The organism is Leifsonia aquatica H1aii (genome assembly GCF_000633535.1).
Lineage (GTDB): Bacteria > Actinomycetota > Actinomycetes > Actinomycetales > Microbacteriaceae > Leifsonia > Leifsonia aquatica_A.
In genome coordinates, this window is record NZ_AYMR01000011.1 from 283737 (window position 1) to 310402 (window position 26666).

Consider the following 26666-nt stretch of genomic DNA (forward strand, 5'->3'; position numbering starts at 1 on the left):
CACCTCCCTTTCCCCCTCCGCGATCTGGACCAAATGTCGCGAATGGGGCGCCGCAAGGTCACATTTGGTCCAAATCTCCCGGGCGTCATGCGGCGGGCGGGCGTGGGAGGCTGGCGGGGTGAGCGGAACGGACATCGAGATGGCGCGGATCGCGGGCGGCACCGTGCAGTTGCACGACGCGCGCCGCAAGCGCCGGTGGAGCGTGGAGTTCGAGCCGTTCGAGATCGGCGTGTTCGCGGTGACGCAGGAGCAGGCGGCGGAGCTGATCGGACTGCCGTCGTCGCACCCGCGGCGACCGGTCACCGGCGTCAGCTGGCTGCGGGCCGTGCGGTTCTGCAACGCCGCGTCGGAGTGGGAGGGGCTCGACCCCGCGTACGCCTTCGACGGCGAGGACGTGACCTGGCACGTGGATGCGGACGGCTTCCGGCTGCCGACCGAGGCGGAGTGGGAGTTCGCCTCCCGCGCCGGCTCCACCGGGGCCCACTACGGGCCGCTGACGGAGGTCGCGTGGACCAGCGCCGACGGCCTCACGGCGCCCGCGGACGTGGGTGGCCGGCTCCCGAACCTGAACGGCCTCTTCGACACCCTCGGCAACACGTGGGAGTGGTGCTGGGACCTCCTCGACCCGGCGCGGTACGACGACTACCGGGTGTTCCGCGGCGGCGGCTTCGCCGACGACGCCTGGAGCGCGCGGGCGTCCACCCGCCGCGGCGGCCCGCCGCGTTCGACCCACGAGGACGTCGGCTTCCGGGTCGCCCGCGGCGGATTCGACGCGCAGGACGCCGCCCAGGGCTGGTCGCTCGCCGCCGACCGCGAGCGCGCCGACGTCAGCGGCCCCCTCCCACCCGGCTGGACCCCGCGCCGCTGACCCGCGCCGCCATCGAGGCGGCGAATCATGCGCCGTCTCGATGCTTTTCGTGCGATTATTCGCCGTCTCGGCGGCGGACGGCTCGGCGGTGGACGGCTAGTCGAGCTCTTCGGCGGTGTCGAGGATCTTGGTGATGCGCACGGCGTAGTCCTGGTCGACCACGACGATCTCGCCGTGGGCGATCAGGCGGCCGTTGAGCAGCACGTCGGCGGGCGACCCGGCCGACCGGTCGAGCTCGATGACGGCTCCCGGCTCCATGGCGAGGACGTCGCGGACGGCCATGCGGGTGCGGCCGATCTCGACCGTGAGCGCCATTTCGACGTTGCTGATGCGGGCGAGCTTGCCCGCGATGGCGGCCGAACCGAGCGAACGCTCCGCCAGCGGCTCGCGGCCGCGGATCGCGAACCAGCCCGCGACGCCGGTCGCGCCGTTCAGGGCGAAGACCGTCGTGGCGGGGTCCGCGAAGAACTCCTCGGCCTCGTCCACCCGCGCATCGTCCAGCACACCGGCGCCGAGGGTGTCGCTGGCGGACTCGAGCGCGGGCTGGAGCACATCCTGCAGCGCGACGACGGGCGAACCGTCCGCGCCGTCGTCGACGAGGGCGGGGGCCTCCAGCAGCACGATCGCGAGGTCGGCGGAATACGCGCCGACGAAGCTCGCGACGACCGCGGTGCCGACCTGCCCGGCGAAGGCGCCGGAGGTCTCCAGCAACGGGCTGAGCGGCGCGCCGGTGGGCAGCACGCCCGCGAGCGCCTGAGCGGCCGTCTGGGCCTGCGCGAGGGAGAGAGCGGCGCCGGTAGCGGTGGCCATGTTCATCGGTTCAGTCCTCTGTCTTCACGATCACGCAGGCCAGCCGGGAGCCGCTGGAGCCCAGCGCTGCACCGGCCACGGGGTGTCCCCCCACGGCGAGATCGAACGGTCGGTGGTGCGGATGCGGGAGGGGCAGCAGGTCGCCGACCGCCAGCCCGAGCACGACGCTCGGCTTCACGCTGGCCGGCGCGAGCCTCAGGGAGACGTCGACGGGCACGCGGGCGAGCTGCGCGTCCACCAGCTCGCGGGCGTTCTCGGCGCTGTGCGTCGGATTGGTCTCGCCGAGCTGCGGGAGCAGCACGACCGCCGGCAGCGCGACGGTGGCCTCGGCGAGGCTCTCGCCGACGCGCAGCTCGAAGGCGGCGACGATCATCAGTTCCGCGGTCGCGGCCGCCTGCGCGAACTGCGAGTTGTACTGGATGGCGTCCACGGCGATCGGCGTGGCGAGCAGGGAGCCGAGGGAGTAGCGGAGGTCTTCGAGCGCGTCATCCATCAGGCGGCGCACGAGCGCGTGCTCGATCTGCGTGAAGGTGCGCTCGTTCGCGACGGGGACGCCGGTGCCGCCCAGCATCGCGTTCACCCAGGAGAGCGCCGCCACGGTGGGGAACTGGATGACGCCCTTCGGGGCAACCCCGTCGAGTTCGCACAGCACCATCGCCGTCGTGGCCGGCAGCGCCGCCGCGTACTCGTCGTACGTCTGCATCTGCACGGACATGCACGTCACCTGGCTGAGCACGCGCACCTTGGCCGTCAGCTGGGTCGCCCACTGCCGGGCGAAGGTCTCGAAGGCCAGCTCCAGCACCCGCGAGTGCTCGCGCGCCAGCGTGGTCGGCCGCCGGAAGTCGTACACCGGCGCCTCGGGCGCGAGCGGAGCGGGCAGGGAGGTCACGAGAGGCTCTATCGGCAGGCGCGGCGGGCGCGTTAGGCGGCGGTGCACATCCTGTGCCCCCTCTAACGCAGACCGCCCCTGCGCCGATAGTGCCCCTGTGACGGCTCACCCGGAGCCGAGACCAGGATTCGCGCCCATGATCGTCGTCACCCGATTGAACGACAGCCAGTTCGCGGTCAACCCGGATCTGATCGAGCGCATCCACGCCAGTCCCGACACGACGCTCGTGATGGTGGACGGTGCCAAGTTCATCGTCACGGAGTCGATGGCCGAGGTCATCGAGAAGATCGCCGCATACCGGGCCCGCGTGATCGCGCTGGCCCACGACCTGCCGGCCGCCGGCCCCCGTCCGGTGCCCGCCCCCGCGGACCAGCAGGAAGGCCTGCGCGCCGTCCCCCTGCACGCACGGAAGAAGTAGCGAGGAACACCCCCCATGGATCCGGCAACCATCATCGGCATCGTCCTGGCGTTCGGCTCCGTCGTCGCGATGGTGACACTGGAGGGCGGGCACCTGACCGCACTCCTGCTGCCCGCCCCGATGGTGCTGGTGTTCGGGGCGACGATCGCCGTCGGCATCGCCAGCGGCACGATCAAGGACTTCCTCATCGCGGTCAAGGCGCTGCCCAGCGCGTTCCGCGGCAAGATCGACCCGCCGCAGCAGGTCATCGACGAGGTGGTACGGCTGGCCGAGACCGCCCGCTCCAACGGCCTGCTCGCGATGGAGCAGGAGGCCGAGGGCGTCACCGACCCCTTCCTCAAGCGCGCCCTGCAGAACATCGCGGACGGCACGGACGGCGACGAGCTGCGCATCCTGCTCGAGGACGAGATCGCGACCCGGTCCAAGCAGAGCCGCATCGCGGCCAAGTTCTTCTCCTCGATGGGCGGCTACGCGCCGACCATCGGCATCATCGGCACCGTCGTGTCGCTGACCCATGTGCTCGAGAACCTCGACGACCCCGGCCACCTCGGCCCGATGATCGCGAGCGCCTTCGTCGCGACCCTGTGGGGCCTCCTGTCGGCGAACTTCCTCTGGCTGCCGATCGGCGCCCGGCTGCGCCGGCTCTCCGAGCTCGACGTCGAGCGCATGAACCTGCTGATGGAGGGCGTGCTCGCGGTGCAGTCCGGCAGCCAGCCCCGCCTGCTCGGCGAGCGCCTGCGCGCGATGGTCCCCGGCGGCGACTCCGCGAAGGGCGGCGGCAAGGCGACCGAGAAGGCGGCTAAGGCCGCGGCCAAGGCTCCCGCAGAAGAAGCGGCCTGACGTGTCCGCCCGTCGCCGGCGCAAGCACGAGGAGCCGGAGGAGCACGAGAACGAAGAACGCTGGATGGCGTCGTACATGGACATGGTCACCGTGCTCATGTGCATGTTCATCGTGCTGTTCGCCATGTCCACGGTCGACCAGAAGAAGTTCGAGGCGCTGAAGAACTCCCTCGCCACCGGCTTCGGGCAGGTGAAGACCGAGAAGATCGACACGGCGAGCGGTGTCGTCGTCCCGCCCGCGCAGGTCGACCAGAAGGGCGACACGACCGACCTCCAGCTCGCTCAGCAGGAGGCCCAGAACCTCGAGCGCATCCGCGACGCCATCCAGGCCGCACTCACCCGCGACGGGCTGCAGGACGCGGTGCAGATGAAGATCGACGCCCGTGGCCTGACGATCGGCCTGGTCGGCAGTTCCACGTTCTTCGACTCGAACCACGCCGAGTTGAGCGCCACCGCGGTGCGCGTCCTCGACGACATCGGCCCGGTCATCGCCCCGGAGGTCTACCAGGTTTCGGTCGAGGGCCACGCCGACGTACGCCAGCCGGGCGCGCCGTACCCGACCAACTGGGAGCTCTCGGCGGGCCGCGCCACGAGCGTGCTGCGGCACCTGGTGGAGTCGGACGGCTTCCCCGCCGAGCGCATCGCCGCCATCAGCTTCGGCTCAGCCCGGCCGATGGCGACCGCGACCGGGACCTCCGATCAAGACCTCGCCCTCAACCGCCGCGTGGACGTGGTGGTGCTGTCGTCGCAGCCGGACCGCATCCGGGAGCTCATCCCCCAGGCGATGCAGAGCGGCACGACCCCCGCAGGGGCGACCACCGGCGGCTGATGCGGCGCCTGCCTGTGGGCGTCCGCCCTCACCGCAACGGCGCCGGGCGGACCCGCACCGGCGCGAGCCAGGCGGCGACGATGACCGCGGTGATGGCGCCCGCGCACATGATGGCGGCCAGCACGACGACCTGGAACCGGCCTGCCTCCAGCGGCGACACTCCCCCGAAGATCGCGCCGACGAAGGCGCCGGGCAGCGTCACCAGTCCCGTGGTCTTGGTCTGGTCGACCGAGGGGATGAGCGCCGAGTAGACCGCGGTCCGTGCCTGGTGGATGGTCGACTCCCTGGGCGTCGCGCCGAGGGCGAGCCAGCCCTCCACCTCGTCCCAGTGGTCGTCGACGGCCTCGGTGAACCGGCGGCCCGAGAGGGTCGCGATGCTCATGGAGTTGCCGATCACGATGCCGCCGATGGCCAGGGCGTAGCGGGCGCTCAGCTCGATGGCGCCGGTCGCGAAGACCACGACCGCGGTGACGCCGACACCGATCGCCATGGCGGACGCCATCATCGCCGCGTGGCCGGTGCTCCAGCCCACCCGCCGCGTGGCCGTCATGGCCGCCACTGCGAACATGACGAGCAGGGCGAGCGACACCCAGAGCGCGCTGGTGATGACCCCGGACAGGACCACGCTGATCACCGCGAGCTGCGCAGCGCCCCGCACGATGGCGAGCACCGGAGCCCAGCGGTGCGGGACGCGGTACACGGCCAGCACCGCCGTCGCGATGAGCGCCAGCACGGCGACTCCGAGCAGCGTGGGGGCGAGCTCGCGGACGATCGGCACGGGGAGAGCCTATTCTCCGCGCCTCCTCGAGGCCGGGATGACATTTCCCGACCGCCGGCCTACCGCGCGTGTTAGGGCGCGCGAAACACTGGGAATCCGGGCCTGGAGGCCGTGCACGCCGGCGATCTCTGCCATTGTCGAAGGGCGAAGGGGAGTAGCTCAGCATCCGGCTCCGGGTGCGCGGCACGTCGACATACTGGCTCGCGAAGACGCGGCCCGGCGTGCCTCCCGATCATCGGGCGAGCGAGACCTTCGGTCATCAGCACACGATGACCGGGCCCCTCACGTCGTACCTGCCCGGTCGTCACGATCGGAAGGCAGACCATGGACACGCGGACGACCGGCAGCGCCCGGCGCTTGGTGATCCCCCTCGGAATCGTCGCCCTGGTGGCGGCGCAAGGCGTGGCGCTGCGGCTGAGCGGCGCGGAACCGGCGCCGCTCGTCGGCATCCTGATGTTCGGTGTCGCGATCGTGGCCGCCGCGTTCGCGCTCGCCTGGGCCGGCGAGGCCGCCGAGGTGGACATCTCGGGCGGCCTCGCCGTCGGCCTCCTCGCGATCATCGCGATCCTCCCGGAGTACGCGATCGACCTCTACTTCGCGTTCACCGCGGGAAGCGACCCGAGCCAGGCGCAGTACGCGGCGGCCAACATGACCGGTTCGAACCGGTTGCTGCTCGGATTCGGCTGGCCGTTCATCCTCCTGGTGGCGTTCCTGGTCTATCGGTCGGCTCGGGCGCGCCGCCGTCCCGTGGATCCGGATGTCAGTCGCCGGCCGTTCGCCGTGCGTCTTCCCGGTGACAACCGGGTCGAGCTCGGGCTGCTGATGATCGCGTCGGTGCTGACCCTGGCCATCCCGCTCACCGGTCAGATCCACGTGCTGCTCGGTGTCGTGCTGCTCGCCCTCTTCGTCTACTACCTGTGGAAGATGTCACGGGGCGAGAGCGAGGAGCCCGAGCTCGTCGGCGTCCCCGCGGCGATCGGCGGCCTGCCGACGGTCGCGCGCCGGGCGACCGTGATCGGCATCTTCGTGCTCGCGGCCGTCGTGATCCTCCTGCTCGCCGAGCCCTTCGCCCACAGTCTCATCGCGGGCGGCCGCGCCGCGGGGATCGACGACTTCCTCCTGGTGCAGTGGCTCGCGCCGCTCGCCTCCGAGGCGCCGGAATTCGTCATCGCGATCATCTTCGCGATGCGCGGCAAAGCGGCGATGGGGGTGGGCATCCTGCTCGCGAGCAAGGTCAACCAGTGGACGGCCCTGGTGGGGACGCTGCCGATCGCCCACGCGCTGGGCGGCGGCGGATGGGCGCTGCCGATGGACGGGCGCCAGGTCGAGGAGTTTGTCCTCACCGCGACGCAGACGCTGCTCGGCGTGGCCATGCTGCTGACCCTGCGCTTCTCGGGCCGCTGGGCGACGGCGCTGTTCGTGCTCTTCGCCGCCACCTTCGTCTTCACCGGGACCGAGGCCCGCTGGGTCGTCTCGGGCGTCTACGCCGCGCTCGCGGTCGTCCTGTTCGCGATCCGCTGGCGCACCCTGTGGCCCACGCTTCGTGCACCGTTCGTCACGGCCGTCGACGATGAGCTGCCCGAAGGCCGTCCCGTCCCAGTGGCCGCACGGGAATGAAGGCGGGGGCCGCGTGTCCGACAACCCCCCGGTCCAGACACGCGGCCCCTCGCGGCATCCCGGAGGAATTGAGCCGAATGCCATCCCGGGAGCGTGCGGGCCACCCCGCTGGGGCGCCCTTATGAGGGAAATGTGCGTCGTCCCGGATTCGTCTCACACTTTTTTCGGATTCGTCGTCCGGCGGGCCTCCGCCCTCACGCGCAGCCGCACTCGTCCCCGTCGCAGCAGCCCGGCTCGACGTAGAGGACGACGCGCAGGAGCTCGTCCAGCGCGGGCGCCAGGTGGCCGTCGGCGAGGCGGTACCACATGCGGCGCCCGTCCGGCATCGCCTCGACGAGCCCGCAGCCGCGGAGGCAGGCGAGCTGGTTGGACATGACCTGCCGCGAGACGCCCAGCGCCTCGGCCAGGTCGGACGGGAAGGCCGGGGCCTCGCGGAGGGCGAGCAGGATCCCGACGCGGGTCGGGTCCGAGAGGGCGTGCCCGAAGCGGGCGAGGGCTGCGGTGTGGGTGACCGTCGCCGCGGGCGTCGTGAGGGTCATGAGTCGAGAGTACAGCCGATGCTGAATCCACGGTGGACGCGCGCGGTCGGCGCGGACGGTCTCGGCGCACGCGATAGCGTCGCAGCATGGCGGACTGGGCTGTGATCATCAATGGAATGCCGGGGTCGGGCAAGACCACGCTCGCGCGTCCCCTCGGCGAGGCGCTCGGGCTGGCCGTCGTCTCCAAGGACGCGGTGAAGGAGGCGCTGGCCGATGCGGTGCCCGGTCTGCCGACCCAGCGTCTCGGTGCGATCGCCTCGGACGCCATGTGGTCGTTGGCCGGTCTGATCGAGGGTCCCGTCATCGTCGAGTCCTTCTGGGCCTCGGGACGGGACGACCGCTACTTCGACCTCGGACGAGCGGCGGCAGGGATCCGGAACGGGGTGGAGCTCTGGTGCGAGGCCCCCGAAGCCACGGTCCGTGAACGTTTCCTCACCCGGCCACGGCACCACGCCCACGCCGACGCCGGGCGCCTCGAGGAGTGGACCGACTTTCTCCGCACGGCGCGCCCGATCTCGGGATTCCCGGTGCTCCGCGTGCCCACCGAGCGGGAGGTCGACATCCCTAGGCTCGCGGTGCAGATCCGTGCGGCTCTGCGCGATAGCGCCTCCGGCGAGCGGCCCTGAACCGGACGGTGCGCCCCTCCCGGTCGGGATGAGCGCACCGTCGTGGATGTCGCAGCGGTCGAACCGCTAGCGCTTCAGGTTGGTCAGCTCCTGGAGCACCTCGTCGGAGGTGGTGATGATGCGGGCGTTCGCCTGGAAGCCGCGCTGGGCGACGATCAGGTTGGTGAACTCCTGCGACAGGTCGACGTTCGACATCTCGAGGGAGCCGCCCTGGATGTTGCCGAGGCCGTCCTCGCCGGGGCCGCCGAGCTGGGCGGCGCCCGAGTTGACCGTGGCGCGGTAGGTGGAGCCGCCGGCCTTCTCGAGACCGCCCGGGTTGACGAATGTCGCCAGCGCGATCCGGGCGACGGCCTGCTTGTCGCCGTTGGAGAACAGGCCGATGATCGTGCCGTCCTTCGAGAGGGTGAACGACTCGAGCGTGCCGGCGGCACGGCCGTTCTGGTCCTTGAAGGCGACGGTCGAGAGGCCGGAGTAGCCCGAGACGGTGCTCAGGTTGACGTTGACGCCGCCGACGGTGAGCGCGCCTCCGGTCGCGAGCACGCCGTTGTTGAACGTGATCGCACCGGTCGCCGTGTTGGCACCGTCGGAGCCGGAGACGTCCCATCCCGTGGCCGACTTGGTGAAGGTGAGCGTCAGCTTGCGTTCGGTGCCGTTGGCGTCGTAGACCGAGATGTCGCGCACGAGCTGAGCGCCGACGGCGGCGTCGGAGGGGAGGTTGCCGTTGACATTCGCCGAGGTACTGGCCGAGGCCGGGGTCACGGCCTTCAGCGGGATGGTGATGTCCGTCATCGCCCCGCCCTGCTGGATGACGCCGTTGACGGCGTTCCAGCCCTGCAGGATCGCGCCGCCGGGGCCGACCAGTCGGCCGAGGGCGTCGGGGTCGAAGGAGCCGGCGCGGGTGTAGACCGTCTCGCCACCGACGTTGGTGACGAAGAAGCCGTCGCCGTTGATCATCATGTCGGTCGAGCGGCCGGTGGCCTGCGCCGCGCCCTGGGTGAAGTTGGTCGAGATGCCGGCCACGAGCACGCCGAGGCCGATCTGCGCCGGGTTGGTGCCGCCGGTCTGGCCCTGCGGACCGCCCGCGCCCTGGACGAGCTGCGAGAGGGTGTCCTGGAACTGGACGGCCGACGACTTGAAGGCGGTGGTGTTGACGTTGGCGATGTTGTTGCCCGTGACGTCGAGCATGGTCTGGTGGGACCGGAGGCCGGAGATTCCGGAGTAGAGAGAGCGGAGCATGGCGCTGCCTTTCTGTGGATGCTGCGGGGCGGAGGTGTCAGGAGGCGGTGGTCGGGTCCGTCGGGGTCGACGGAGGTGTCGGGGTGACCACGCCCAGAATCGCGTCGAGGTTGATCTTCGCGTCGCCGACGGTGACGATCGGGACCGCCCCCGCGTAGGAGACAGAGCTGGCGACGCCGGTCTGGGTGTCGCCGTTCTTGTCCAGGTAGCTGACGGTGTGGCCGATGAGCTGGGCGGCAGCCGAGCGCATCTGCAGGGCGAAGCCCTCCTGGCTGGTGGTGTCCAGGTTGGTGAGCTTCTCCATCATGGCCAGCTGGGTGGTCTGCGAGATCATCTGGTTGGTGTCCATCGGCGAGCTCGGGTCCTGGTTGCGCAGCTGGGTGACCAGCAGTTGCATGAAGGCCTCACTGTCGAGGGTCTGCTTGGGCGTACGCGTGGGCTGGGTGGTGTAGATCCCGTTCTTGGCGGTGCTGTCGGTTCCGGTGACGGCGTCGACCACGGTGGCTCCCTTCTTGGTGCTGAGTCGGTCGTCGTCAGACGATCAGGTCGATGGAATGGGCGAGGCCGTCCGCCGGAGCGGGTGCCGCGCCCGCGGCGGACAGGTGCTCTCCGAGCGACGCGGCGCGCGAACGTCCCCCGGCCTCGGGCGGCGCAGAGAGGCGGCCGTCGGGACCGCCGTGCTGCGCGGACCCGTGCTGCGGCGAGCCCTGCTGGGACGACGGCTGGTTCTGCGATGAGAGGTCGAGCGTGCCGCTCAGCCCGGCGCCGCTCAGGTCGCGTCGCAGGTCCGGCAGGATCGCGCGGAGCGCGTCGCGTCCGGCGTCCGTCGGGGCGAAGAGCTCGACCCGCACCCCGTCACCGCCGACGTGCGCGCGTACCGTGACGGGTCCGAGGGTGTCGGGAGTGACGTGCACCGTCATGACGTGTTCGCCCGCGCCGGCGGCGGCGAGCGTGAACACGGGGCGGGCGAGTTGCGTGCCGAGCGTCGGCGCGTGGTGCGGCGCCGTCACGGACGCCGCCGTCGCAGCGGCGGGTGGTGCGAGCGGCTGCGGCGCGGCCGGCGCGGAGGCGGACATCGGCGCGGGAGCGGAGGCGGCCGGTGCGGGTGCCTGCTGATCCGCCCGGCGCGCTGTTTCGGGACCGGCCGGGCGGGCGGGTTCCACGGTCACCGGTGCGGCGCCGGCCTCTGTCCGGCCCGCGCCGGTGGCCGCGACGTGTGCTGCAGGGGCGGAGCCGTCCGCCCGGGCAGCAGACGACGGCGCGGGGTCGACGGGCACGGGGACGGCGGACGCTGTCGGGCCGGTGGTGCGTGGCGTCGCGGTGGCGGCAGGGTCTCCCTCCGTGCGTGCCACGGCCGGAGCGGAGGCCGACGCGTCCGCAGAACGTGTAGGAGCGGCTGCCGCGGTGCTCGGCGGCGCCACGGGTACGTCCTCCGCGGCAGCGGGCGCGGTCGCTCCTGCCGCGGCGGGCGTGCCTCGCCGACCCTGCTCCGCGGCCGCGGCAGCGAGTCGGCCCGTGGTGGGGTCGGGGGTCGTGGCGGCAGCGATGGCCGTCGCCGAGGCAGGGAGCGCCGCGTCCGCCTGCGCGCCGGCGGTCGTGACGGCGGTCGCCGGGAAGGCTTCCCCGGCGGTGTCCCGCGTCGCAGATCCTACGGCGCCGGCCGGAGTGCCGGTCGGAGCCGCGGGCAGCGCGAGGGGAGGAGCGACGGTCGCGGCGGCGGAGGGGTCGGCGGTGGCGCCGCCTGAGGGAGCGCTCGGCGTCGTCGTGGCGTCCGTCCCGGGTGCATCGGCGGACCTGGTCGTGGCGTCCGTCCCACTCGGTGCCGTCGCGGCCTCCGGTCCGGACCCACCCACTGCCTTCCGCGCCGGGCTCGCCGAGTGGTCCGCGTGGCGCCCGGTGCGGGCGTCCCGCCGGTCACGGGCATCCCGCTGGTCACGGGTGTCCGAGGTCTCCCGGCCGTCGCGCGCCGGTCCCGGCCGGGAGGCGCGCTCCGCGGCCGCACCGTCGAGGAGCGCCGCGAAGGCATCCCCGCCCGACGCACGCGCCCCCGTGCTCTTCGACGCGGGCGCAGCGGGCGCCGCCGCCGTGGGCGCGCCTCCGACCGCCGCGGGGCTCATCGCGAGCTCCCCTGCAGCATGGACGAGAAGAGCGAACGCAGGGCGTCCGACTGGGCCGTCGAGAGCGCCGTCCCGGACAACGCCGACGTCGGCGCGGCAGAGACCGCCGCCGAGGAGGTCGCGGCGGAGGCCTGCGGCACCACCCGGCGGATGGTCACGATGTCCGAATCGGTGAGCCAGTTGTTCACGAGACTGACGTTGCGTCCCTCGCTCGGCGCATGGATCACCTTGCCGTCGCCGGCGTAGATGACGATGTGCTCGCCGCCGTTGCACACGATGATGTCCCCCGGCTGCGCCTGCGCCAGCGACGGGACCTCGGTGCCGACGGTGGACTGGCCCGAGACGAGCCGCGGCACGTCGATGCCGAGGTCCTTGAACACGCGCTGCACAAGGCCCGAGCAGTCGAGACCCGAAGCGCTCGTGCCGCCGAAGACGTAGGGCACGCCGAGGTACTTCTTCGCGTCCGCGACGACGTCGGCGCCCGTCACTCCCCCGCTCGAGGCGGGGGCATCGGTGGTGCCGCCGAGTGCCTGCGTGAGGGCGGTGGCGAAGTCGGTCGTGCCGGTCGACGACGAGGCGGCGGAGGCGGAGGCGGCCTTGCCGGTCGTCGTCACGCTGTCGAGCTGCACGATCGCCGCCTGGATCTGCGCGATCCGGCCGATCGCATCCGTCACGGTCATGCCCCGCTCCTCCGTCCGTCCGTCGACCGGTCGCGCTGCCACGCCCCGGTCGCGATCTCGTCGATGGCCGCCTGCTCGGCCCCGAGGTCGCTCGCGGCGAGCTCGGACGCGTGGCGCGCCTCCAGTTTCTCCAGCCCGACGGCGCGCTTCTTCGCCTCCGTGAAGGCCTCCTGCGCCTGCTCGGCCTCGGCGTCGGCGTGCGCCGCGAGGGCCGTCAGGTCGGCGAGCATGCTCCGGGAGGAGGCGCGGGCCGCGGCGAGCGCGAACAGCGTGCTCGCGTCGGTCGCCTCGACCGGCACGGCATGCAGGGCCGCGATGGCGCGCACCTGCCGCTCCCCCACGTCGCGCTTCAGCGCGTTCGCTGCGGCGAGATCGCTCGCCGCGTGGTCCTTCTCGATCTGCCGCAGCCGCAGCAGGCCGGCCAGGGGGAACGTGCGTGCCATCAGACCCCTCCCATCGTCGCGACGAGCGCGCCCAGGCGCGCCCACGATTCCGCCGAGGGCGCCGGCTCGCCGATGCTCTGGCGCAGGAACGCGTTGATCGCGTCCTCGTGGGCGACGGCGGCGTCCACCCGCGGGTTCGTGCCCGGTTTGTAGGCGCCGACGTCGAGCAGGTCCTGTGCCGCCACTTTCGCCGCGAGGGTGGCGCGCAGCGCGGTGGCCGCCGCCCGCTGCTCCGGCGAGGTCACCCGGGTCGCGAGACGCGAGACGGAGCCGAGCACGTCCACCGAGGGGAAGTGACCGACGACCGAGAGCCGCCGGTCGAGCACGACGTGACCGTCCAGGATGCTGCGGGCCGCGTCGGCGATCGGCTCGTTGTGGTCGTCGCCGTCGACCAGCACGGTGTAGAGACCGGTGATCGAACCGCGCTCTCCGGTTCCGGCGCGCTCCAGCAGCTGGGCCAGCAGGGAGAAGGTCGAGGGCGGATAGCCGCGCGTCGCCGGGGGCTCGCCGGCCGAGAGGCCGATCTCCCGCTGGGCCATCGCCACGCGGGTCAGCGAGTCCATCATGAGCACGACGTCGGCACCCTGGTCGCGGAACGACTCGGCGATGCGGGTCGCGGCGAACGCTGCGCGCAGCCGCATGACCGCCGGTTCGTCCGACGTGGCGACCACCACGATCGAGCGGGCGAGGCCGGCCGCGCCCAGATCGTCCTCCAGGAACTCGCGCACTTCGCGACCGCGCTCCCCCACCAGCGCGATGACCGAGATGTCGGCCTCCGTGCCGCGCGCGATCATCGACAGCAACGACGACTTGCCGACGCCCGAACCGGCGAAGAGGCCGAGGCGCTGACCGCGTCCGGCGCTGACCATCGTGTCGAGCACGCGCACGCCGAGCCCGAGGGGCGTCAGGATGCGCGCTCGGCGCATGGCATCGGGCGCGCGGTTGTCGAGCGGCACGAAGCCGTCCGGTTCGATCGGCCCCCTGCCGTCGATCGGACGGCCGAGCGCGTCGATCACCCGGCCGAGCATCCCTCGGCCGGTGGGGACGAGCAATGGGGTGCGGACGGCCCGGACGGGGGCGCCGGCGGCGACGCCGGTCAGGCGGCCGTACGGCATCACGCGCACCGCGTCGGCGGTCGTCGCGACCACCTCCGCGTGGACGCCGGGAGCGTCGCCGATCGTCACCAGATCACCGATCGCCGCCGGGACGCCCTCGACCTCGGCTCCGAGGCCGACGACGGCCTTCACCCGGCCGACGCGCTCCGGTGCGGCCTCCCGCACGGCGTCGTCCCAGCGGGGCAGGGTCGCGGTCATGAGAGGGCCTCCCTGGCCCGCGCGAGCGCGGTCGCGACCCGGGCGTCGAGCCACCCGGTCGGTAGCTCGCCGATCGCGTCGCCGGGCGCGAGGGCCGGGTCGGGCAGGAGGCGCACGGTCGGCCGGTCCGCTCCCGCTTCCGCATCCGCCTCCGCCAGCAGCGCCAGGTCCTCCGGGTTCAACCGCACCGTCGCGACGGCCCCGGCCGTCTCGCCCGCGAGCGCACGCGCGACGGCCGCACGCGCGGCCGCGACCCGATCGCCGAGCACATCGCCGACCACGGCCGAGGCAAGTTCGAAAGCAGCCTCGACCAGCACGTCCTCGACCTCGGTCAGCACCGGGACGGTGGCCTCGCGGAGCTCGACCGCAGCGGAGCGCAGGGCGTGAGCCAGCACCGCGATGCGTGCGGCGGTCCGCTCCTCCTGCTCGAGGCGGGCGTCCTCGGCCGCCGCCAGCCAGGCCGCCTGCTCCTCGGCCGCCGCACGGCGGCCGTCCGCGAAGCCGGTCGCGTACCCGCGGGAGCGCGCCGCGGCGAGCGCGGCCTGCTCCTGCACGGTCTCCGTCAGCACCGGGATCGCGAGAGGAGCGAAGGCGGTGTCATTCGACATACGCGTCCTCGTCTCCACGCTGGACGGTGATCACGCCGGTGGCCTCCAGGTCGCGGATCGCCCGCACGATCGCCGCACGGGCGTCCTCCACCTGCGACAGCCGCACCGGGCCGAGCATGCGGACCTCGTCCGCGAGCACCTCCCGGTTGCGCTCGGACAGGTTGGCCGTGATGGTCTCCTCGACCGCCGAGGGGGCGCCCTTCATCGCGACCGCGAGGATCGCGACGTCCACTCCGCGCAGCACCTGCTGCACGTCGCGCGCCTCCAGGCGCACGATGTCCTCGAAGGTGAGCATGCGCGAGCGCACCTCCTCGGCGAGCTCCGGATCGCGCAGCTCCAGCGATTCCAGGAGCGCCTTCTCGGTGCTGGCGTCAGCCCGGTTGATGATGTCGACGAGCGGCTGCACCCCTCCGACGGCATCGCTCGCGGTACGCGCGGCGACGACGGCGCTCGCCCGCTGCTTCAGCGTGTCGGCGACCACGCGCACGGCATCGGGGCTGGGCGATCCCATGGTGGCGATCGAATGCGCGACCTCGGTCCTGGCCGCGTCGTCGAGCCCGCTCAACACCCGCGAGGCCTGGTCGGCACGCAGATGCGCCAGCACGAGGGCGCTGGTCTGCGGCAGCTCCCCCGCCAGCAGCATCTGCACCTGGCCGGGCTCCACGGCGTCGAGGAACTCGAACTGCTTGCCCGCCATGTTCGAGGCGACGCGGTTCATCACACCGGTCGCGCGTTCGGCGCCGAAGGACGCCTCCAGCAGCCCGACCGCGATGTCGCGGCCGCCGCGGGTCGAGACCGCTCCGCGGGTCGCCAGGTCGTGGAACTCGGTCATCGCCTTCTCGGCGACCCCTGGATCCACCCGGCGCAGCCGCAGGATCTCCGCGGTGATCTCGTCGGCCTCCTCGTCGGAGAACTGCTTCATGACCTGGGCGGCGCGCTGCTGATCCATGTTCATCAGCACGACGGCGACCTTCTGGGGGCCGGTGAGCGGCGTCTTGGCGTCGGTCATACGCCCGCCCGATCATCCATGAGGCTGCGCAGGTACTCCGCGGTCTTCTGCGGGTCGCGCTCGGCGAGGGCCTCGATCTCGGAGCGGCGGCGCTCGGCCTCCAGCTCGGGGCTGTCCGGGTCCGGCGCGTCCAGCTGCATCGGCACGGTGGGCGGCGCCTGCTCCAGCGGGATGGGGAACGGCGACGCCTCGAACGCCACCGACTCCTCCTCCAGCTCGCTCTGCTCCGCGGCGCGGCGTCGGCCGCGGCGCACCAGGGCGACGACGACGATCAGGGCGGCCACGATGGCCGCGGCGATGATGGACGTGCGGATGATGCCCGTCAGCTGGTCGGCCGCGGCGGCATCCTTCGCTTCCTGCAGCGCCTTCGCGGCCTCGGTCGCGCCCGCCTTGCTGAAGGGCACCATCACCACACTGACGGAGTCGCCGCGCGTGGTGTCGATGCCGGCCGCGGCGTTGACCAGGTTGCGGACCTCGTTCTGGCTCACGCTGCCGACCGCATCGGAGTTGAGCGCGACCGAGACCGTCTGGCGCTTGATCGCACCGGCGGGGATGGTGCGCTGCTCGGTGACCTTGTCGACCGCGTTGTCCTTGGTGGCGGACTCGGAGTTGAAGGTGCCGTTCCCGTTTGTACCGTTCGGGACGGCGATGTTGTCGGGTCCGAGCACGCCGGCGGCGGTCCCGCCCGATCCGGTGTAGGTCTCCTTCTGCGTCGTCTCGCTGAGCGACGGCGCATTGGTCGGCGACGTGTACGACTCCTCGGTGCGCTGCGCGGACTCCTTGCTGACGTCGGCCGCGACGGCCACCGTGGCGTTGCCCGGGCCGACGACCTTGTCGAGCATGTCCTGCACCGCGCTCTTCACGCGGGCCTCGTAGTCGCCCGCCTGCTTGTCCGCTCCCCCGACGGCGCCCGTGCCGACGGCGCTGAGCACCGTGCCGTTCGCGTCGACGACGGCGACATCGGTCGGCTGCATGCCGGTCACCGCGGCGCTGGTCAGGTGGACGATCGCCTGCACCTGGTCCTGGCTCAGCGTGACGCCGTTCTGCGTCTCGACGAACACGGACGCGGTCGGGTCCTTCTTCTCGGAGACGAACACCGTCTCTTCCGGGATCGCCAGCCGCACCGACGCGGTCTTCACGCCCTTCATCGCCGAGATGGTGTTGGCGAGCTCGCCCTCCATCGCCCGCTTGTAGGTAACCGACTGCTGGAACTCCGACGAGGTGACACCCATCTTGTCCAGGAGCGAGTAGCCGCCGGTGGTCGACGACGGCAGCCCGGCGGAGGCCGCCTTCAGCCGCTCGTCGTAGACGCTCTGCTGCGGCACGAGGATGGTCGAGCCGCCGTCGGTCAGCTGGTACTGCACGCCGTCGGTGCGCAGCTGGTCCACGATCGCCGAGGCGTCGGACGACTGCAGGCCCGAGAACAGCGGGGTGTACGAGGGCTGGGACGCCCACATCGCGATGCCGGTGATCCCCAGGGCCAGGACGGCCACGCCGAGAATTGCGATGACCCGCTGGGCCAGCGAGAATCCGCGGATCGAGTCACCGATCCGCCGGAAGAAGCCGGCGACCTGCTGAGGCATCAGGCCTGCATCCGCATGATCTCGTTGAACGCATCGACGGCCTTGTTGCGCACGCCGGCGACGAGTTCGAGGGTCACCTGGGCGCGGGTGGAGGCGAGGGTGGCGTCATGGATGTCGTCGAGGTTGCCGGTCACGGCCTGGATCGCCAGCTTGTCGCTCGTGCCCTGCAGCTGCTGGAGGTTGTCGATGGCACCGCTGAGGGCGTTCCCGAAGGCCGCTCCCCCGGTCCCGGTCGTGCCGGCGGCGGCTTGCGCCGAGGTGGTGGCGTCGATCGAGCCGAGGCCGGAGACGGCGCCGATTCCGTTGATGGGGGTCGGGGGCATCAGTTCTTTCCGATCTGCAGAGCGGCCTGGTAGGTCTCCTTGGCACGGTCGACCACGGCGGCGTTCGCCTGATATCCGCGCTGGGCCATGATGAGCGCGCCCATCTGCTCGGAGAGGTCGATGTCGGGGTACCTGACGTATCCCTCGGCGTCGGCGACGGGGTTGTCGGGCTCGTAGACCATGCGGCCTTCAGCACTGCCGTACGCGGCACCGGCCACGTACGCGCCCGAGACGCCCTGCCCCTCCTGGGCCACCACGTAGCGTGCCTGGAATGCCGCTCCATCGGTCGGCTTGGCCGTGTTGATGTTGGCCAGGTTGTCCGAGACGGCGTCCAGCCACTTGCGGTGCAGGGTGAGACCCGTGCCCGCGATCCCGATCGCGTCGAATGTCATCGCCGGTGCTCCTGTCAGTTCGTCCGCAGGGCGGAACGGATCGCCGTGAACGTGCCGCCGGCCGCCTGCGAGGCGAACTGGAACCGCAACACGGTGTCCACATTGGAGAGGGTCTCGGTATCGAGGTTCACGTTGTTGCCGTCGAGACGGGTCGGCTCGAGAGAACGCGCCGTGGTCGCGGTGGTATGACCGTCATGGTCCGCGACAGAACGCGCGAGGGCGTCTTCGAACGACACGCGCTCGGCCGTGTAGCCGGGCGTGTTGACATTGGCGATGTTGTTGGCGATCGCCCGCTGACGCGCGGCGAGGCCGTCGAGGGCGCTCGCGAGGGCGGCACTGGTCACGGATTCGAGCACAACGGCACTCCATCGAGGTCTGGTCGGCACATCCGTGGCCTGGTCGTCGAGCGATCCGTGCTCAGCGTGCTCTATCGGCCGGTCTCAGCGGCCCGTTAGCAATGTGTCCACGACTTCCCCACACCCTGAGGATCGACGTGTGGAAAGTGTGGATTTCCGACCCCGAAAAGAGGTATACCCACAGAGTCATCCACAGCTCCACCGGGGGTGTGAATTACAGCACTGTTGTTTCGAAGAGGTGTTCGATCAGCTAGATCTTTGAGCATTTTTGCTGATCAAGCTGCATTTCAGTTTCCTGAGTGCCCTGAGCGTCCACACATCCCGCGCGTGTCCTCCACACTTTTCGCACCTCCATCCACCAGTTCTCCCCAGAGTTATCCACAGGTGGAGAAGTCGCGCCGGGCGCGTCGCGGTGGAATCACCCGTTCACCCCCGCGCGGTGAACGCCCCCTGAACGCGCGATGGCCGGCTCTGACACGCCCGGGATGCGTCCGACGCCGCCCGGAGGGCACTAGGACCGACTGCTCATCTGAGCAGATGCCGTCGTTCTGATCAGCCGAGCAGGTCGAAGTAGACCGGTCGCGGACCCTGCTCGGTGCGCGGCACCGCCTTCACCGCGGCGAGGTGGCGGGCCGTCGTCTGACGGACGTCTTCGAGGTAGCGGATCGTGTGCGCCTGCGCCTCCAGGAGCCTCGTCGCGCGGTCGTGCAGCTCAGGCGGGATCGGCCCGAGCGCGATCGGCGGTCGCCACGGCACGGGTTCCTCCTGGGCGAGCGCACCGTGGAGATCGTTCTCCATCCGCTCCAGGGCCGCGGTCCACGGGCCGAGGACGTCAGGCGTGAGGACATCGGGCCCGAAGACATCGGGCGCCGTCGCGTCGGGCGCGGGAGGCTGCGGCCCGTCGCCCTGAGAAGCGGGCAGCTCCTCAGGCGACACCGAGGTCGCTCCCCGTCGCACCGGCGCCTGTCGCCGGGATGGCCGCGGCGGCCTCGTGCCAGGCCTGGCGGAGCGGTTCGACGAGCTCGATCGCCTCGCGCACCTTGGTGGCATCGCGCTCCACCGTCACGTCGACGATCAGCTCGGCCAGATACGTGTAGAGCTGGAGGAGTCCGTCGGCGCCGTTCCACAGGTCGACGCGGAGACTCGAGGCCAGTTCGGCGACGATCTGATCGGCGTGCCGCAGGTTCTCCCAGGCGATCGGCCAGTTGTCGACGGTCAATGCCGTCTCGGCCCGGGTCAGGTCGAGCACCAGTCTGTCGTAGAGCATGGTCAGGAGGCGGGCGGGGCTCGCCGAGAGCACGCTGTCCCTGTTGTACGCGGAGAGCTTCGCTGCTGCGGAGTTCAGGACGGTCATGACGAGCTCGACGAGAGGGAGGACAGCTGGCCGGACAGCCAGTTGGACTGCGATTGCAGCTTCTGCAGCTGCACCTCGAGGTTCGCGTAGGTCTTCTCGAGGCTGGTGCGTCGATCGGCGAGACGTGTGTCCCAGTCGTCGATCTGGGTACTGAGGCTCTTCACGGTCGACTGCTCGCCCGTGATCTTGGTGGTGATCGAGCCGTCGTACTTGTCGCTGGCCGCCTTCGCCACATCGGCGACCCGCTGGGCGAGGGCGGCGACCGCGGCCTTGGTCTTCTCGGGATCCTTGACGAGGGCGGCGGAGAACTTCTCCGCGTCGAAGGTCAGGTTCCCGTCGCTCGTGATCGAGATCCCGTAGGCCGAGGGGGAGATGCCGTCGATCGGCGCGGAAGCGGCGTCGAGCAGCTTCTGGTTCGCGTCCCGGACCGTCGAGTCGCCGGTGAAGGTGCCCGCGGTGACGACGGTGCCGCCTGCGCTGTTGGTGGTCGTGCTGACGGCCTGCTTGGTCGCGATGTAGGCGAAGATGTCGTTCAGGCTGGTGACCAGGGCGTTCGCGACATCGGAGACGGCCTTGTCGTCCCGGGCGATGCTCAGCGTGACGGGCGTGGTCGAGGCCGCGCTCACCGTCACGGTGACGCCCGGCAGCACGTCGGCGAAGGTGTTGGTGGACGATGTGACCGACTGCGCGGCGCCCGTGCCGCTCCACAGGGTGATCTGCGCGTCCTGGGCCTGGCGCACCTGGGCCGCACCCGGCTCGCTGAGCAGGTTGGTCGCCGTGCCGGCGCCGACGTCGGCGGTGGAGCCGCGGTAGGCGGTGAACGTCCCCTCGGCGCCACTCTTGGTGGAGCTGAGCTGCAGACGGTAGACCTTCTCGCCGGTGGCGGGGTCGAGTCCGGCCGCGACCTGGGTGGCGGTGACGCCGACCCCGGCCTTGTTGATCGCCGCGGCGACATCCGCCAGCGACGAGCTGGCCGCCGTGACCTGCTTCATCGTGCCGTCGGCGGCGACGAACGTGAGCACGGGCGGCTGGTCCGGCCACTGGGTGAGCGGACCGGTGACCGTCACCTGCGACTGCGCGAGCTTGTCCACCGTGAAGTCGATGGTTCCGTCGACGGCACCGGGACCGGCCGTCGCGGTGACCGCGGTGGAGCTGGAGGTGGCGGTGTGCAGGTCGCTCGTGGCCGGCTTGGCCGTCTTCGCGGCGAGCTCGGCGAGGGCCGACACCTTGGTGTTCAGGCCCTGCATCGCCGTGATGTAGGTGGTGGAGCTGGTGACCTTGTTCTTCAGCAGCGTCTGCGGAACGGCCTCCGCCTGCATGAGCTGGTTGATCAGATCAGTGGTCTTCAGACCGCTGATGAGACCGTCGATGGCCAATCCCATCGGTGCTCCCTCCCTGTGGGTGGTGGTGGCTGGTGCTGCTGCGCTGCTAGTGCTGCTGGTGGTGCTGGTCGTTCAGGTGGTGCGGAGCGGTGGCCGGGATGCGCTTTGGGGCGACACATCCCGGCCACCGTTCACTGCGGCTCGTTCGCTGGGGTCAGCGGATGAGCGGATCAGGTGCAGAACGCGGCTGGCGACCGCGCCCGGACCGGACTAGCGGAGCAGCTGCAGAACGCCCTGACCGGACTGGTTGGCCTGGGCGAGCATCGCGGTGCCGGCCTGCGACAGGATGTTGGAGCGGGTGTACTTCACCATCTCCTCCGCCATGTCCGTGTCGGTGATGCGCGACGACGCAGCCGACAGGTTCTCCTTGGAGACGTTGAGGCTGCGGATGGTGCTCTCGAAGCGGTTCTGCACGGCACCGAGGCTCGCACGCGCGGTCGACACGTTCTTGATCTGCGTGTCCAGAGCCGTGATCGACGTCAGGGCGTTGGCCGCCGAGTCGAACGTCAGGGTACCGACCGCCGTGGCGACGGTGGCGACGTTGGCGCCGGACAGGTCGACCGCGATCTGGTCGTTGGCCGCGACATCGCCGGCGCCGACCTGGAAGGTCAGCGAGGCGTTGGAGCCGTCGAGCAGCTTGATGCCGTTGAAGTTGGCGCTGCCCGAGATGCGGGTGAGCTCGCTGGTCAGCTGGTCGACCTCGGTCTTGATGGCGGCGCGCGAGTCGGCGTTGTTCGAGTCGCTGCCGGCCTGGACGGCCAGGTCGCGCACGCGCTGCAGGATCGAGTGGACTTCGGTCAGCTGGCCTTCAGCGGTCTGCACGACGCTGATGCCGTCCTGAGCGTTGCGGGCGGCGACGGTGAGACCGCCGACCTGCGACTTCAGGCCCTGCGAGATGGCCAGGCCCGCCGCGTCGTCCGCCGCACGGTTGATGCGGAGGCCGCTGGACAGCTTCTCGAGCGACTTCGAGAGGTCGCTCTGCGTGTTGTTCAGGTTGCGGTAGGCGTTGTTGGCCGCGATGTTGGTGTTGATCTGCATACCCATGATGTTTCCTCCATGATCTGGGCTGGATGTTTCGCGGTCCGTCCATGGCCCGCATCCCCCTCTATCGACCGCCCGCCCGCTCCCGTTAGGCACCCGCCGCATTCGGCGAGGCGGCGAGAAGTGCACGCGGAAACGGCGAGACGGCGGACGATCCGCCGTCTCGGTTCAGCGCTCAGGACGCGCGGACGGAGGTGGGGGAGGTGGGGGAGAGCGGCGCCGGGTGCGCGCCCATGTGGGCGACCGCGTGCTGGGCCAGGCGGGCCAGGTAGGCGCTGCGCCGGGCCTGGGAGGTCTTGGCCTCGATGACCTCGGGATCGCCCTCGTCGGCGTAGTGGGTCGCCATGCCCTCGCGCATCAGACGGATGGCCTCGGAGCGCTGCTGCGAGACGGCGGAGTGGGTGATGCCCAGCTCCTCGGCGATCTCGGTGACAGTGCGGTCGTCGAAGTAGATGGCCTCGACGATGGAGCGCATCCGGTCGGGGAGTGCGGCGACCGCGGCGCGCACGTAGGCGGTGCGCTCGCCGGTCATCAGCGATTCCTCGGGCCCGACGGTGTCGGAGATGAGCAACGGCTCGACCGTCTCGTCGAGCGCGGTCACGGTGCGTGCGGCGTCGGCGAGCCCGGCGGCCGCGGTCTGGCGGTCCACCCCGAGTGCGTCGGCGATCTCATCGACCGTGGGAGTGCGGCCGAGTGCGGCCGTGAGGCTCTCGCGCACCGCGACCGTCTCCTTGATGCGCTTGCGCGCGGAACGGGTCGCCCAGTCGCTCGCCCGGAGCTCGTCGGCGAGGGCGCCGAGGATGCGCGTGCGGGCGTAGGCCCCGAACGGGACGCCGGTGGACGCGTCGTACGCGTCGGCGGCCGTCACCAGCGCCAGGGAGCCGGCCGAGGCCAGGTCGTCCCGGGACAGGTGCGTGGCGCGCGCGACCAGGTCGGAGACCAGGTACCCCACCAGTGGCAGGTTCTCTACGACGAGCGCGTTTCGTTCGTTGCGGTTCACGCTGTGCGACCCCTCTTCATCGGACGGGTACCACGAATCCGGCCCTCCAGGATCGGGCGGAACGGGTACTCGGGCGGTGCTTGTGATGCTCGGGCTGGGTCGGGTGCCGAGCGGGTGCTAGGGGTCTTTCGTGTTCACGGTAACAACGTCGGGGTGCTCCGGTCTCGCCTCGGATGCCCCCACTACAGGGCAGACAGCACCCCCAAAAATGGGAACACCGACATCCACGTGTACGACCTGTGGGACTGATAAGGGAAAGCTGTGGATCAAGGGTCGGCACTGAGGGTATTCGCAGCTCTGCGCCCCTAACATCGAGCCCACCGGTGCCGATTGTCCCTTGTGTCGACGGGCAGACCGTCCGTCGTCCCGATACCCGAGGGGACCGCGTGCGCACAACGACTCACGAGGAAGTCAGGAGCGACATGGCCGCGAGCGAACTGTCCGCGCAGCTCTGGAAGGAGCGCGAGCTCCTGGAGCTGCTGCTGTTCAAGCTGGAGGAGGAGCAGCTGCTGCTCGTCGCCGGCAAGTCGCGCTGGATCTCCCACGCCACCCGTGAAGTCGAGCAGGTCATGGAGCGGATGCGAGTCGTCGGCCTGACCCGCACCGTCGAGGTCGCCGAGGTGGCCGAGGCCTGGGGCCTCGCAGCCGACGCGACCCTGCGCGAGCTCGCGACGGCCGCTCCCGACGGCATCTGGTCCGACATCTTCGGCTCGCACCTGGCGGCCATGACCGAGCTGACCGGGCAGATCGCCGAGGTGCGCGACATCAACGAGCGCCTGCTGCGGGAGGCCGCACGCTCCACCCAGGAGACGCTGAGCGGGCTGTCGGCCGGCGGCGACCCTGGGCTGTACGGCGCCGCGGGCGAGAGCCGGGCCGGCGACGTCGGCGCACGATTCTTCGACACGGAGGCGTAGACAGGGATGAGCACCTTCAGCGGGCTGAACACCGCATACACGGGCCTGGTCGCCGCCAAGGCCGGGCTCGACGTCGTCGGGCAGAACCTGGTCAACGCGAACACCGCCGGCTACACCCGTCAGCGCGTGACGACCTCCGCCGTCCCTCCCCTGAACACGAATCGGCTCTTCAGCGGGGGAGTGCAGCCGGGGCAGGGCGTGTTCGTCGGTGGAGTCCAGCGTCTGGACGACGCCGCGCTCAGCCTCCGTGTGCGCACAACGGCAGCCGTCTCCGGCTACTCCGGCACCCGCGCCCAGGCATTGGCGACGCTCGAGTCGTCGCTGAACGAACCGGGCACGAACGGCATCTCCGCGCAGCTGCAGAAGGTCTGGTCGGCCTGGGGCGACGTCTCCAACCAGGCGGGGGAGCAGGCGCCCGCGGGCGTGCTGCTCGGCCAGGCCGGCAGCCTGGTGACGCAGATCTCCCAGGGCTATCAGGCGGTGGACGACCAGTGGACCGCGCTGCGCACCCAGACGGGCGGGATGGTCGACGACCTCAACTCCGCGGCGAACGCGGTCGCCGAGCTGAACGGCCGCATCCGCTCCGCGCTCTCCTCCGGGGCCTCTGCGAACGAGCTGCTGGACCAGCGTGACGCGCTCACCACGAAGATCGCCGCCTTGGCAGGTGGCGTCGTGCGGGCGAACCAGGACGGCACCGTCGACGTGCTGATCGGAGGCAACCCGCTGGTGCAGGGCACCTCCGCCAATGCGGTGACGCTCGCCGGCGCCCAGCGGATGAGCGACGCGGCCGGCGCCGCGCCGCGTCTCGAGTGGGCCTACCGCCCCGGCGCCGCGATCGCCCTGGAGGGCGGCTCGATCGCCGGCGCGATCTCGACGCTCGCCCCCGCGGACGCCTCGGGCACCGGCGGCGTCCTCGCCGAGGCGGCGGCCGGCTACAACAGCTTCGCGGTGACGATCGCCCAGCGGGTGAACGACATCCACCGCACCGGCGCGACGGGTTCCGGCGCCACCGGGCTCGACTTCTTCGCCATCGACGCGAGCAAGCCGGCGGCACTCGGCCTCTCGGTCGTGCCCACGAGCGTGTCGCAGATCGCCACCGGCACCCCGGGGGCGGGCGGCAGCGACGGCAGCATCGCCGACGCGATCGCCAAGCTCGGCACGGGTACGAACGCCGTCGACAAGCAGTGGTCGTCGTTCGTGGTGCGCATCGGCGTCGCGAGCAAGGTGGCCCAGCAGCAGGGTGACCTCGCCGAACTCTCGGCGAGTTCGGCGACGAGCGCCCTGCTCTCCAACTCCTCCGTCGACCTCGACGAGGAGAACATGAACATGCTCGCGTTCCAGCACGCCTACCAGGGTGCTGCGCGTGTGATGACGGCTGTGGACGAGGCACTCGATGTGCTCATCAACCACACCGGACTGGTCGGGAGGTAATCCGTGTTCACCCGTGTGACGAACGCCACGCAGACGCTCAACGCGCAGCGCAACCTGCAGCTCAGCCTGCAGCGCCAGACGCAGCTCTACGACCAGGCGACGAGCCGCAAGCAGATCACCAAGCCGTCGGACGACCCCACGGCCACGGCGAGTGCGCTCGGTGTGCGGGCCGACCAGGCCGCGACGGCGCAGTACAAGCGCAACCTCGACAACGGCGACGCCTGGCTCACCACCGCCGACTCCACGCTGAGCTCGGTGGAGGATGTCATGCGGCGCGTGCGGGACCTCACGGTCTCCGGCGCGAACGACGGCTCCCTCTCGCCCGAGGCGAAGGAGGCGATCGCCACGGAGATCGACGGGCTGAAGAAGTCGCTTCTCTCCCTGGCGAACACGACCTACCTGGGCCGCACCGTCTTCGCCGGCAACTCGGACGCGGGGGTGGCCTTCCAGCCTGACTACTCCTTCACCGGAGCCGCGGGAAGTACAGTGGAGCGCAGGATCGGACTGGACACGACGGTGCGGGTGGATGCCGACGGCGCCGCGGTCTTCGGGACCGGCACCGGCTCGGTGTTCGCCCTGCTGGACAACATCTCGAACGATCTGCGGACGGGGGTCAACGTGGGTCCCCGTCTCGGCGAGATCGACGACAGGACGAAGGCGATCGTGGGAGAGCACGCGGAGATCGGTGGGCGGCAGACGCGCATCGACAAGGCGAAGGACCTGCTGGCCATCGGCGCGAACGCGCTCGAGGCGCAGCGTTCCTCCCTCGAGGACGTCGACCTGAGCAAGGTGCTGCTCGACCTGAAGACGCAGGACGTCAACTACCAGACCGCCCTCGCCGTGACCGCCCGCGTGCTGCAGCCGACCTTGATGGACTTCCTCCGATGACCACTCTGCGTTTCGTCTCGCCGCCGCCCGGCCTCGAGCCGCTCACCGCATTCGAGCTGACAGCTGTCGAGGGAGCGGTCGGCCTGTACACGCTGGCCTCGCTCGAGCGTCCGGAGATCCGCCTCTACACGCTCGACGCCGAACGGCACCTGCCCGGCTACTCGCCCGAACTTCCGGACGATCGGGCGGCCGAGCTCGGGATCGACTCCGCCGATCAGGCACAATTGCTGGTCGTCGTGACGCCGTCGCAGCAGGGGAGCACCGTCAACCTGCTCGCGCCCGTCGTGGTGAACCGCGGGTCGGGCGACGCGCTCCAGCTGGTGCTCGACGACGACGCGTTCCCGGTGCGCGCCGAACTCGCCGCACTCGCGGGAGCCTGAGG

Annotated in this window: 31 protein-coding genes; 10 read left to right on the forward strand and 21 right to left on the reverse strand. The window is 71.1% G+C overall.

Going from position 1 to position 26666, the window contains the following annotated elements:
• Positions 1–139 precede the first annotated feature (139 nt).
• A complete protein-coding gene (locus U870_RS0113695) occupies positions 140–868 on the forward strand; it encodes a formylglycine-generating enzyme family protein (RefSeq protein WP_029947614.1) in 729 nt (242 codons plus the stop codon).
• Positions 869–964: 96 nt separating this feature from the next.
• Here U870_RS0113695 and fliN read toward each other — a convergent pair whose 3' ends face one another.
• Both fliN and U870_RS0113705 read right to left on the reverse strand, forming a co-directional pair.
• Complete coding sequence (gene fliN, locus U870_RS0113700) at positions 965–1684, reverse strand: flagellar motor switch protein FliN (protein ID WP_025157955.1); 720 nt, start codon at positions 1682–1684, stop codon at positions 965–967.
• Between the two features lie 4 nt (positions 1685–1688).
• Complete coding sequence (locus U870_RS0113705) at positions 1689–2567, reverse strand: flagellar motor switch protein FliM (RefSeq protein WP_025157956.1); 879 nt, start codon at positions 2565–2567, stop codon at positions 1689–1691.
• 136 nt (positions 2568–2703) lie between these two features.
• Here U870_RS0113705 and U870_RS0113710 point away from each other — a divergent pair, with 136 nt between their 5' ends.
• The 3 genes from U870_RS0113710 to U870_RS0113720 are packed head-to-tail and all read left to right on the forward strand — an operon-like array spanning position 2704 to position 4654.
• A complete protein-coding gene (locus U870_RS0113710) occupies positions 2704–2985 on the forward strand; it encodes a flagellar FlbD family protein (RefSeq protein WP_025157957.1) in 282 nt (93 codons plus the stop codon).
• Between the two features lie 15 nt (positions 2986–3000).
• Positions 3001–3825, forward strand: a complete 825-nt coding sequence (locus U870_RS0113715) for a motility protein A (RefSeq protein WP_025157958.1) — start codon at positions 3001–3003, stop codon at positions 3823–3825.
• Between the two features lies 1 nt (position 3826).
• Positions 3827–4654 (forward strand): OmpA/MotB family protein, encoded by an 828-nt coding sequence (locus tag U870_RS0113720; RefSeq protein ID WP_025157959.1) that lies wholly within the window; start codon positions 3827–3829, stop codon positions 4652–4654.
• Positions 4655–4682: 28 nt separating this feature from the next.
• Here U870_RS0113720 and U870_RS0113725 read toward each other — a convergent pair whose 3' ends face one another.
• Positions 4683–5432: an ABC transporter permease gene (locus U870_RS0113725; protein ID WP_025157960.1), complete on the reverse strand. Its 750-nt coding sequence runs from the start codon at positions 5430–5432 to the stop codon at positions 4683–4685.
• 324 nt (positions 5433–5756) lie between these two features.
• On the opposite strand from U870_RS0113725, the gene U870_RS0113730 reads away from it, so the two are divergent.
• Positions 5757–7049, forward strand: a complete 1293-nt coding sequence (locus U870_RS0113730) for a sodium:proton exchanger (RefSeq protein ID WP_115644440.1) — start codon at positions 5757–5759, stop codon at positions 7047–7049.
• Positions 7050–7243: 194 nt separating this feature from the next.
• Here the strand turns inward: U870_RS0113730 and U870_RS0113735 are convergent, their stop codons facing one another.
• The gene (locus U870_RS0113735) at positions 7244–7588 is read right to left on the reverse strand and encodes an ArsR/SmtB family transcription factor (protein ID WP_025157962.1); all 345 of its coding nucleotides are present in this window, start codon (positions 7586–7588) and stop codon (positions 7244–7246) included.
• A gap of 86 nt (positions 7589–7674) precedes the next feature.
• Here U870_RS0113735 and U870_RS0113740 point away from each other — a divergent pair, with 86 nt between their 5' ends.
• Positions 7675–8214: an AAA family ATPase gene (locus U870_RS0113740; protein ID WP_025157963.1), complete on the forward strand. Its 540-nt coding sequence runs from the start codon at positions 7675–7677 to the stop codon at positions 8212–8214.
• Between the two features lie 66 nt (positions 8215–8280).
• On the opposite strand, the gene U870_RS0113745 is transcribed toward U870_RS0113740, so the two are convergent.
• The 17 genes from U870_RS0113745 to U870_RS0113825 all read right to left on the reverse strand — a co-directional run bounded on the left by U870_RS0113745 (position 8281) and on the right by U870_RS0113825 (position 23051).
• Positions 8281–9450 (reverse strand): flagellar hook protein FlgE, encoded by a 1170-nt coding sequence (locus U870_RS0113745; RefSeq protein ID WP_025157964.1) that lies wholly within the window; start codon positions 9448–9450, stop codon positions 8281–8283.
• 37 nt (positions 9451–9487) lie between these two features.
• The gene (locus tag U870_RS0113750) at positions 9488–9949 is read right to left on the reverse strand and encodes a flagellar hook assembly protein FlgD (protein ID WP_025157965.1); all 462 of its coding nucleotides are present in this window, start codon (positions 9947–9949) and stop codon (positions 9488–9490) included.
• A gap of 34 nt (positions 9950–9983) precedes the next feature.
• Positions 9984–11567: a flagellar hook-length control protein FliK gene (locus U870_RS0113755; RefSeq protein WP_025157966.1), complete on the reverse strand. Its 1584-nt coding sequence runs from the start codon at positions 11565–11567 to the stop codon at positions 9984–9986.
• Positions 11564–12247 (reverse strand): C40 family peptidase, encoded by a 684-nt coding sequence (locus U870_RS0113760; protein WP_025157967.1) that lies wholly within the window; start codon positions 12245–12247, stop codon positions 11564–11566. The genes U870_RS0113755 and U870_RS0113760 overlap by 4 nt, the downstream gene beginning before the upstream one ends.
• Positions 12244–12690 carry a flagellar FliJ family protein gene (locus tag U870_RS0113765; protein ID WP_025157968.1) on the reverse strand — a complete coding sequence of 149 codons (447 nt, stop codon included), beginning with the start codon at positions 12688–12690 and terminating at the stop codon, positions 12244–12246. The genes U870_RS0113760 and U870_RS0113765 overlap by 4 nt, the downstream gene beginning before the upstream one ends.
• A complete protein-coding gene (locus U870_RS0113770) occupies positions 12690–14003 on the reverse strand; it encodes a FliI/YscN family ATPase (protein ID WP_025157969.1) in 1314 nt (437 codons plus the stop codon). Before U870_RS0113770 ends, U870_RS0113765 begins: the two co-directional genes overlap by 1 nt.
• On the reverse strand, positions 14000–14611 hold the full coding sequence (locus U870_RS0113775; RefSeq protein ID WP_025157970.1) for a FliH/SctL family protein: 612 nt from the start codon (positions 14609–14611) through the stop codon (positions 14000–14002). The genes U870_RS0113770 and U870_RS0113775 overlap by 4 nt, the downstream gene beginning before the upstream one ends.
• On the reverse strand, positions 14601–15620 hold the full coding sequence (gene fliG / locus U870_RS0113780) for a flagellar motor switch protein FliG (RefSeq protein ID WP_025157971.1): 1020 nt from the start codon (positions 15618–15620) through the stop codon (positions 14601–14603). Before fliG ends, U870_RS0113775 begins: the two co-directional genes overlap by 11 nt.
• Positions 15617–17203: a flagellar basal-body MS-ring/collar protein FliF gene (fliF, locus tag U870_RS0113785; protein WP_025157972.1), complete on the reverse strand. Its 1587-nt coding sequence runs from the start codon at positions 17201–17203 to the stop codon at positions 15617–15619. The genes fliG and fliF overlap by 4 nt, the downstream gene beginning before the upstream one ends.
• Positions 17203–17526, reverse strand: coding sequence for a flagellar hook-basal body complex protein FliE (gene fliE / locus U870_RS0113790; RefSeq protein WP_029947616.1), 324 nt, complete (start codon positions 17524–17526; stop codon positions 17203–17205). The genes fliF and fliE overlap by 1 nt, the downstream gene beginning before the upstream one ends.
• A complete protein-coding gene (locus U870_RS0113795) occupies positions 17526–17918 on the reverse strand; it encodes a flagellar basal body rod protein FlgC (RefSeq protein ID WP_021763782.1) in 393 nt (130 codons plus the stop codon). Before U870_RS0113795 ends, fliE begins: the two co-directional genes overlap by 1 nt.
• A gap of 14 nt (positions 17919–17932) precedes the next feature.
• Positions 17933–18274: a flagellar basal body rod protein FlgB gene (locus U870_RS0113800; protein WP_025157974.1), complete on the reverse strand. Its 342-nt coding sequence runs from the start codon at positions 18272–18274 to the stop codon at positions 17933–17935.
• 552 nt (positions 18275–18826) lie between these two features.
• Positions 18827–19210, reverse strand: a complete 384-nt coding sequence (locus tag U870_RS0113805; protein ID WP_025157975.1) for a hypothetical protein — start codon at positions 19208–19210, stop codon at positions 18827–18829.
• On the reverse strand, positions 19200–19628 hold the full coding sequence (gene fliS, locus U870_RS0113810) for a flagellar export chaperone FliS (protein ID WP_025157976.1): 429 nt from the start codon (positions 19626–19628) through the stop codon (positions 19200–19202). The genes U870_RS0113805 and fliS overlap by 11 nt, the downstream gene beginning before the upstream one ends.
• Complete coding sequence (fliD, locus tag U870_RS0113815; RefSeq protein ID WP_025157977.1) at positions 19625–21010, reverse strand: flagellar filament capping protein FliD; 1386 nt, start codon at positions 21008–21010, stop codon at positions 19625–19627. The genes fliS and fliD overlap by 4 nt, the downstream gene beginning before the upstream one ends.
• A 210-nt stretch (positions 21011–21220) precedes the next feature.
• On the reverse strand, positions 21221–22054 hold the full coding sequence (locus tag U870_RS0113820) for a flagellin (protein WP_025157978.1): 834 nt from the start codon (positions 22052–22054) through the stop codon (positions 21221–21223).
• A 172-nt stretch (positions 22055–22226) separates the two neighbouring features.
• On the reverse strand, positions 22227–23051 hold the full coding sequence (locus tag U870_RS0113825) for a sigma-70 family RNA polymerase sigma factor (RefSeq protein ID WP_025157979.1): 825 nt from the start codon (positions 23049–23051) through the stop codon (positions 22227–22229).
• Positions 23052–23473: 422 nt separating this feature from the next.
• Between U870_RS0113825 and flgN the strand changes: the two genes are divergently transcribed.
• From flgN to fliW, 4 genes are read left to right on the forward strand one after another with little or no spacing between them, the layout of a single operon-like run.
• Positions 23474–23965, forward strand: coding sequence for a flagellar export chaperone FlgN (gene flgN / locus U870_RS0113830; RefSeq protein WP_025157980.1), 492 nt, complete (start codon positions 23474–23476; stop codon positions 23963–23965).
• Positions 23966–23971: 6 nt separating this feature from the next.
• Positions 23972–25396: a flagellar hook-associated protein FlgK gene (gene flgK, locus U870_RS0113835; protein ID WP_025157981.1), complete on the forward strand. Its 1425-nt coding sequence runs from the start codon at positions 23972–23974 to the stop codon at positions 25394–25396.
• A 3-nt stretch (positions 25397–25399) separates the two neighbouring features.
• Positions 25400–26284, forward strand: a complete 885-nt coding sequence (gene flgL / locus U870_RS0113840) for a flagellar hook-associated protein FlgL (protein ID WP_025157982.1) — start codon at positions 25400–25402, stop codon at positions 26282–26284.
• Positions 26281–26664 (forward strand): flagellar assembly protein FliW, encoded by a 384-nt coding sequence (gene fliW / locus U870_RS0113845; RefSeq protein ID WP_025157983.1) that lies wholly within the window; start codon positions 26281–26283, stop codon positions 26662–26664. The genes flgL and fliW overlap by 4 nt, the downstream gene beginning before the upstream one ends.
• Positions 26665–26666: the final 2 nt, after the last annotated feature.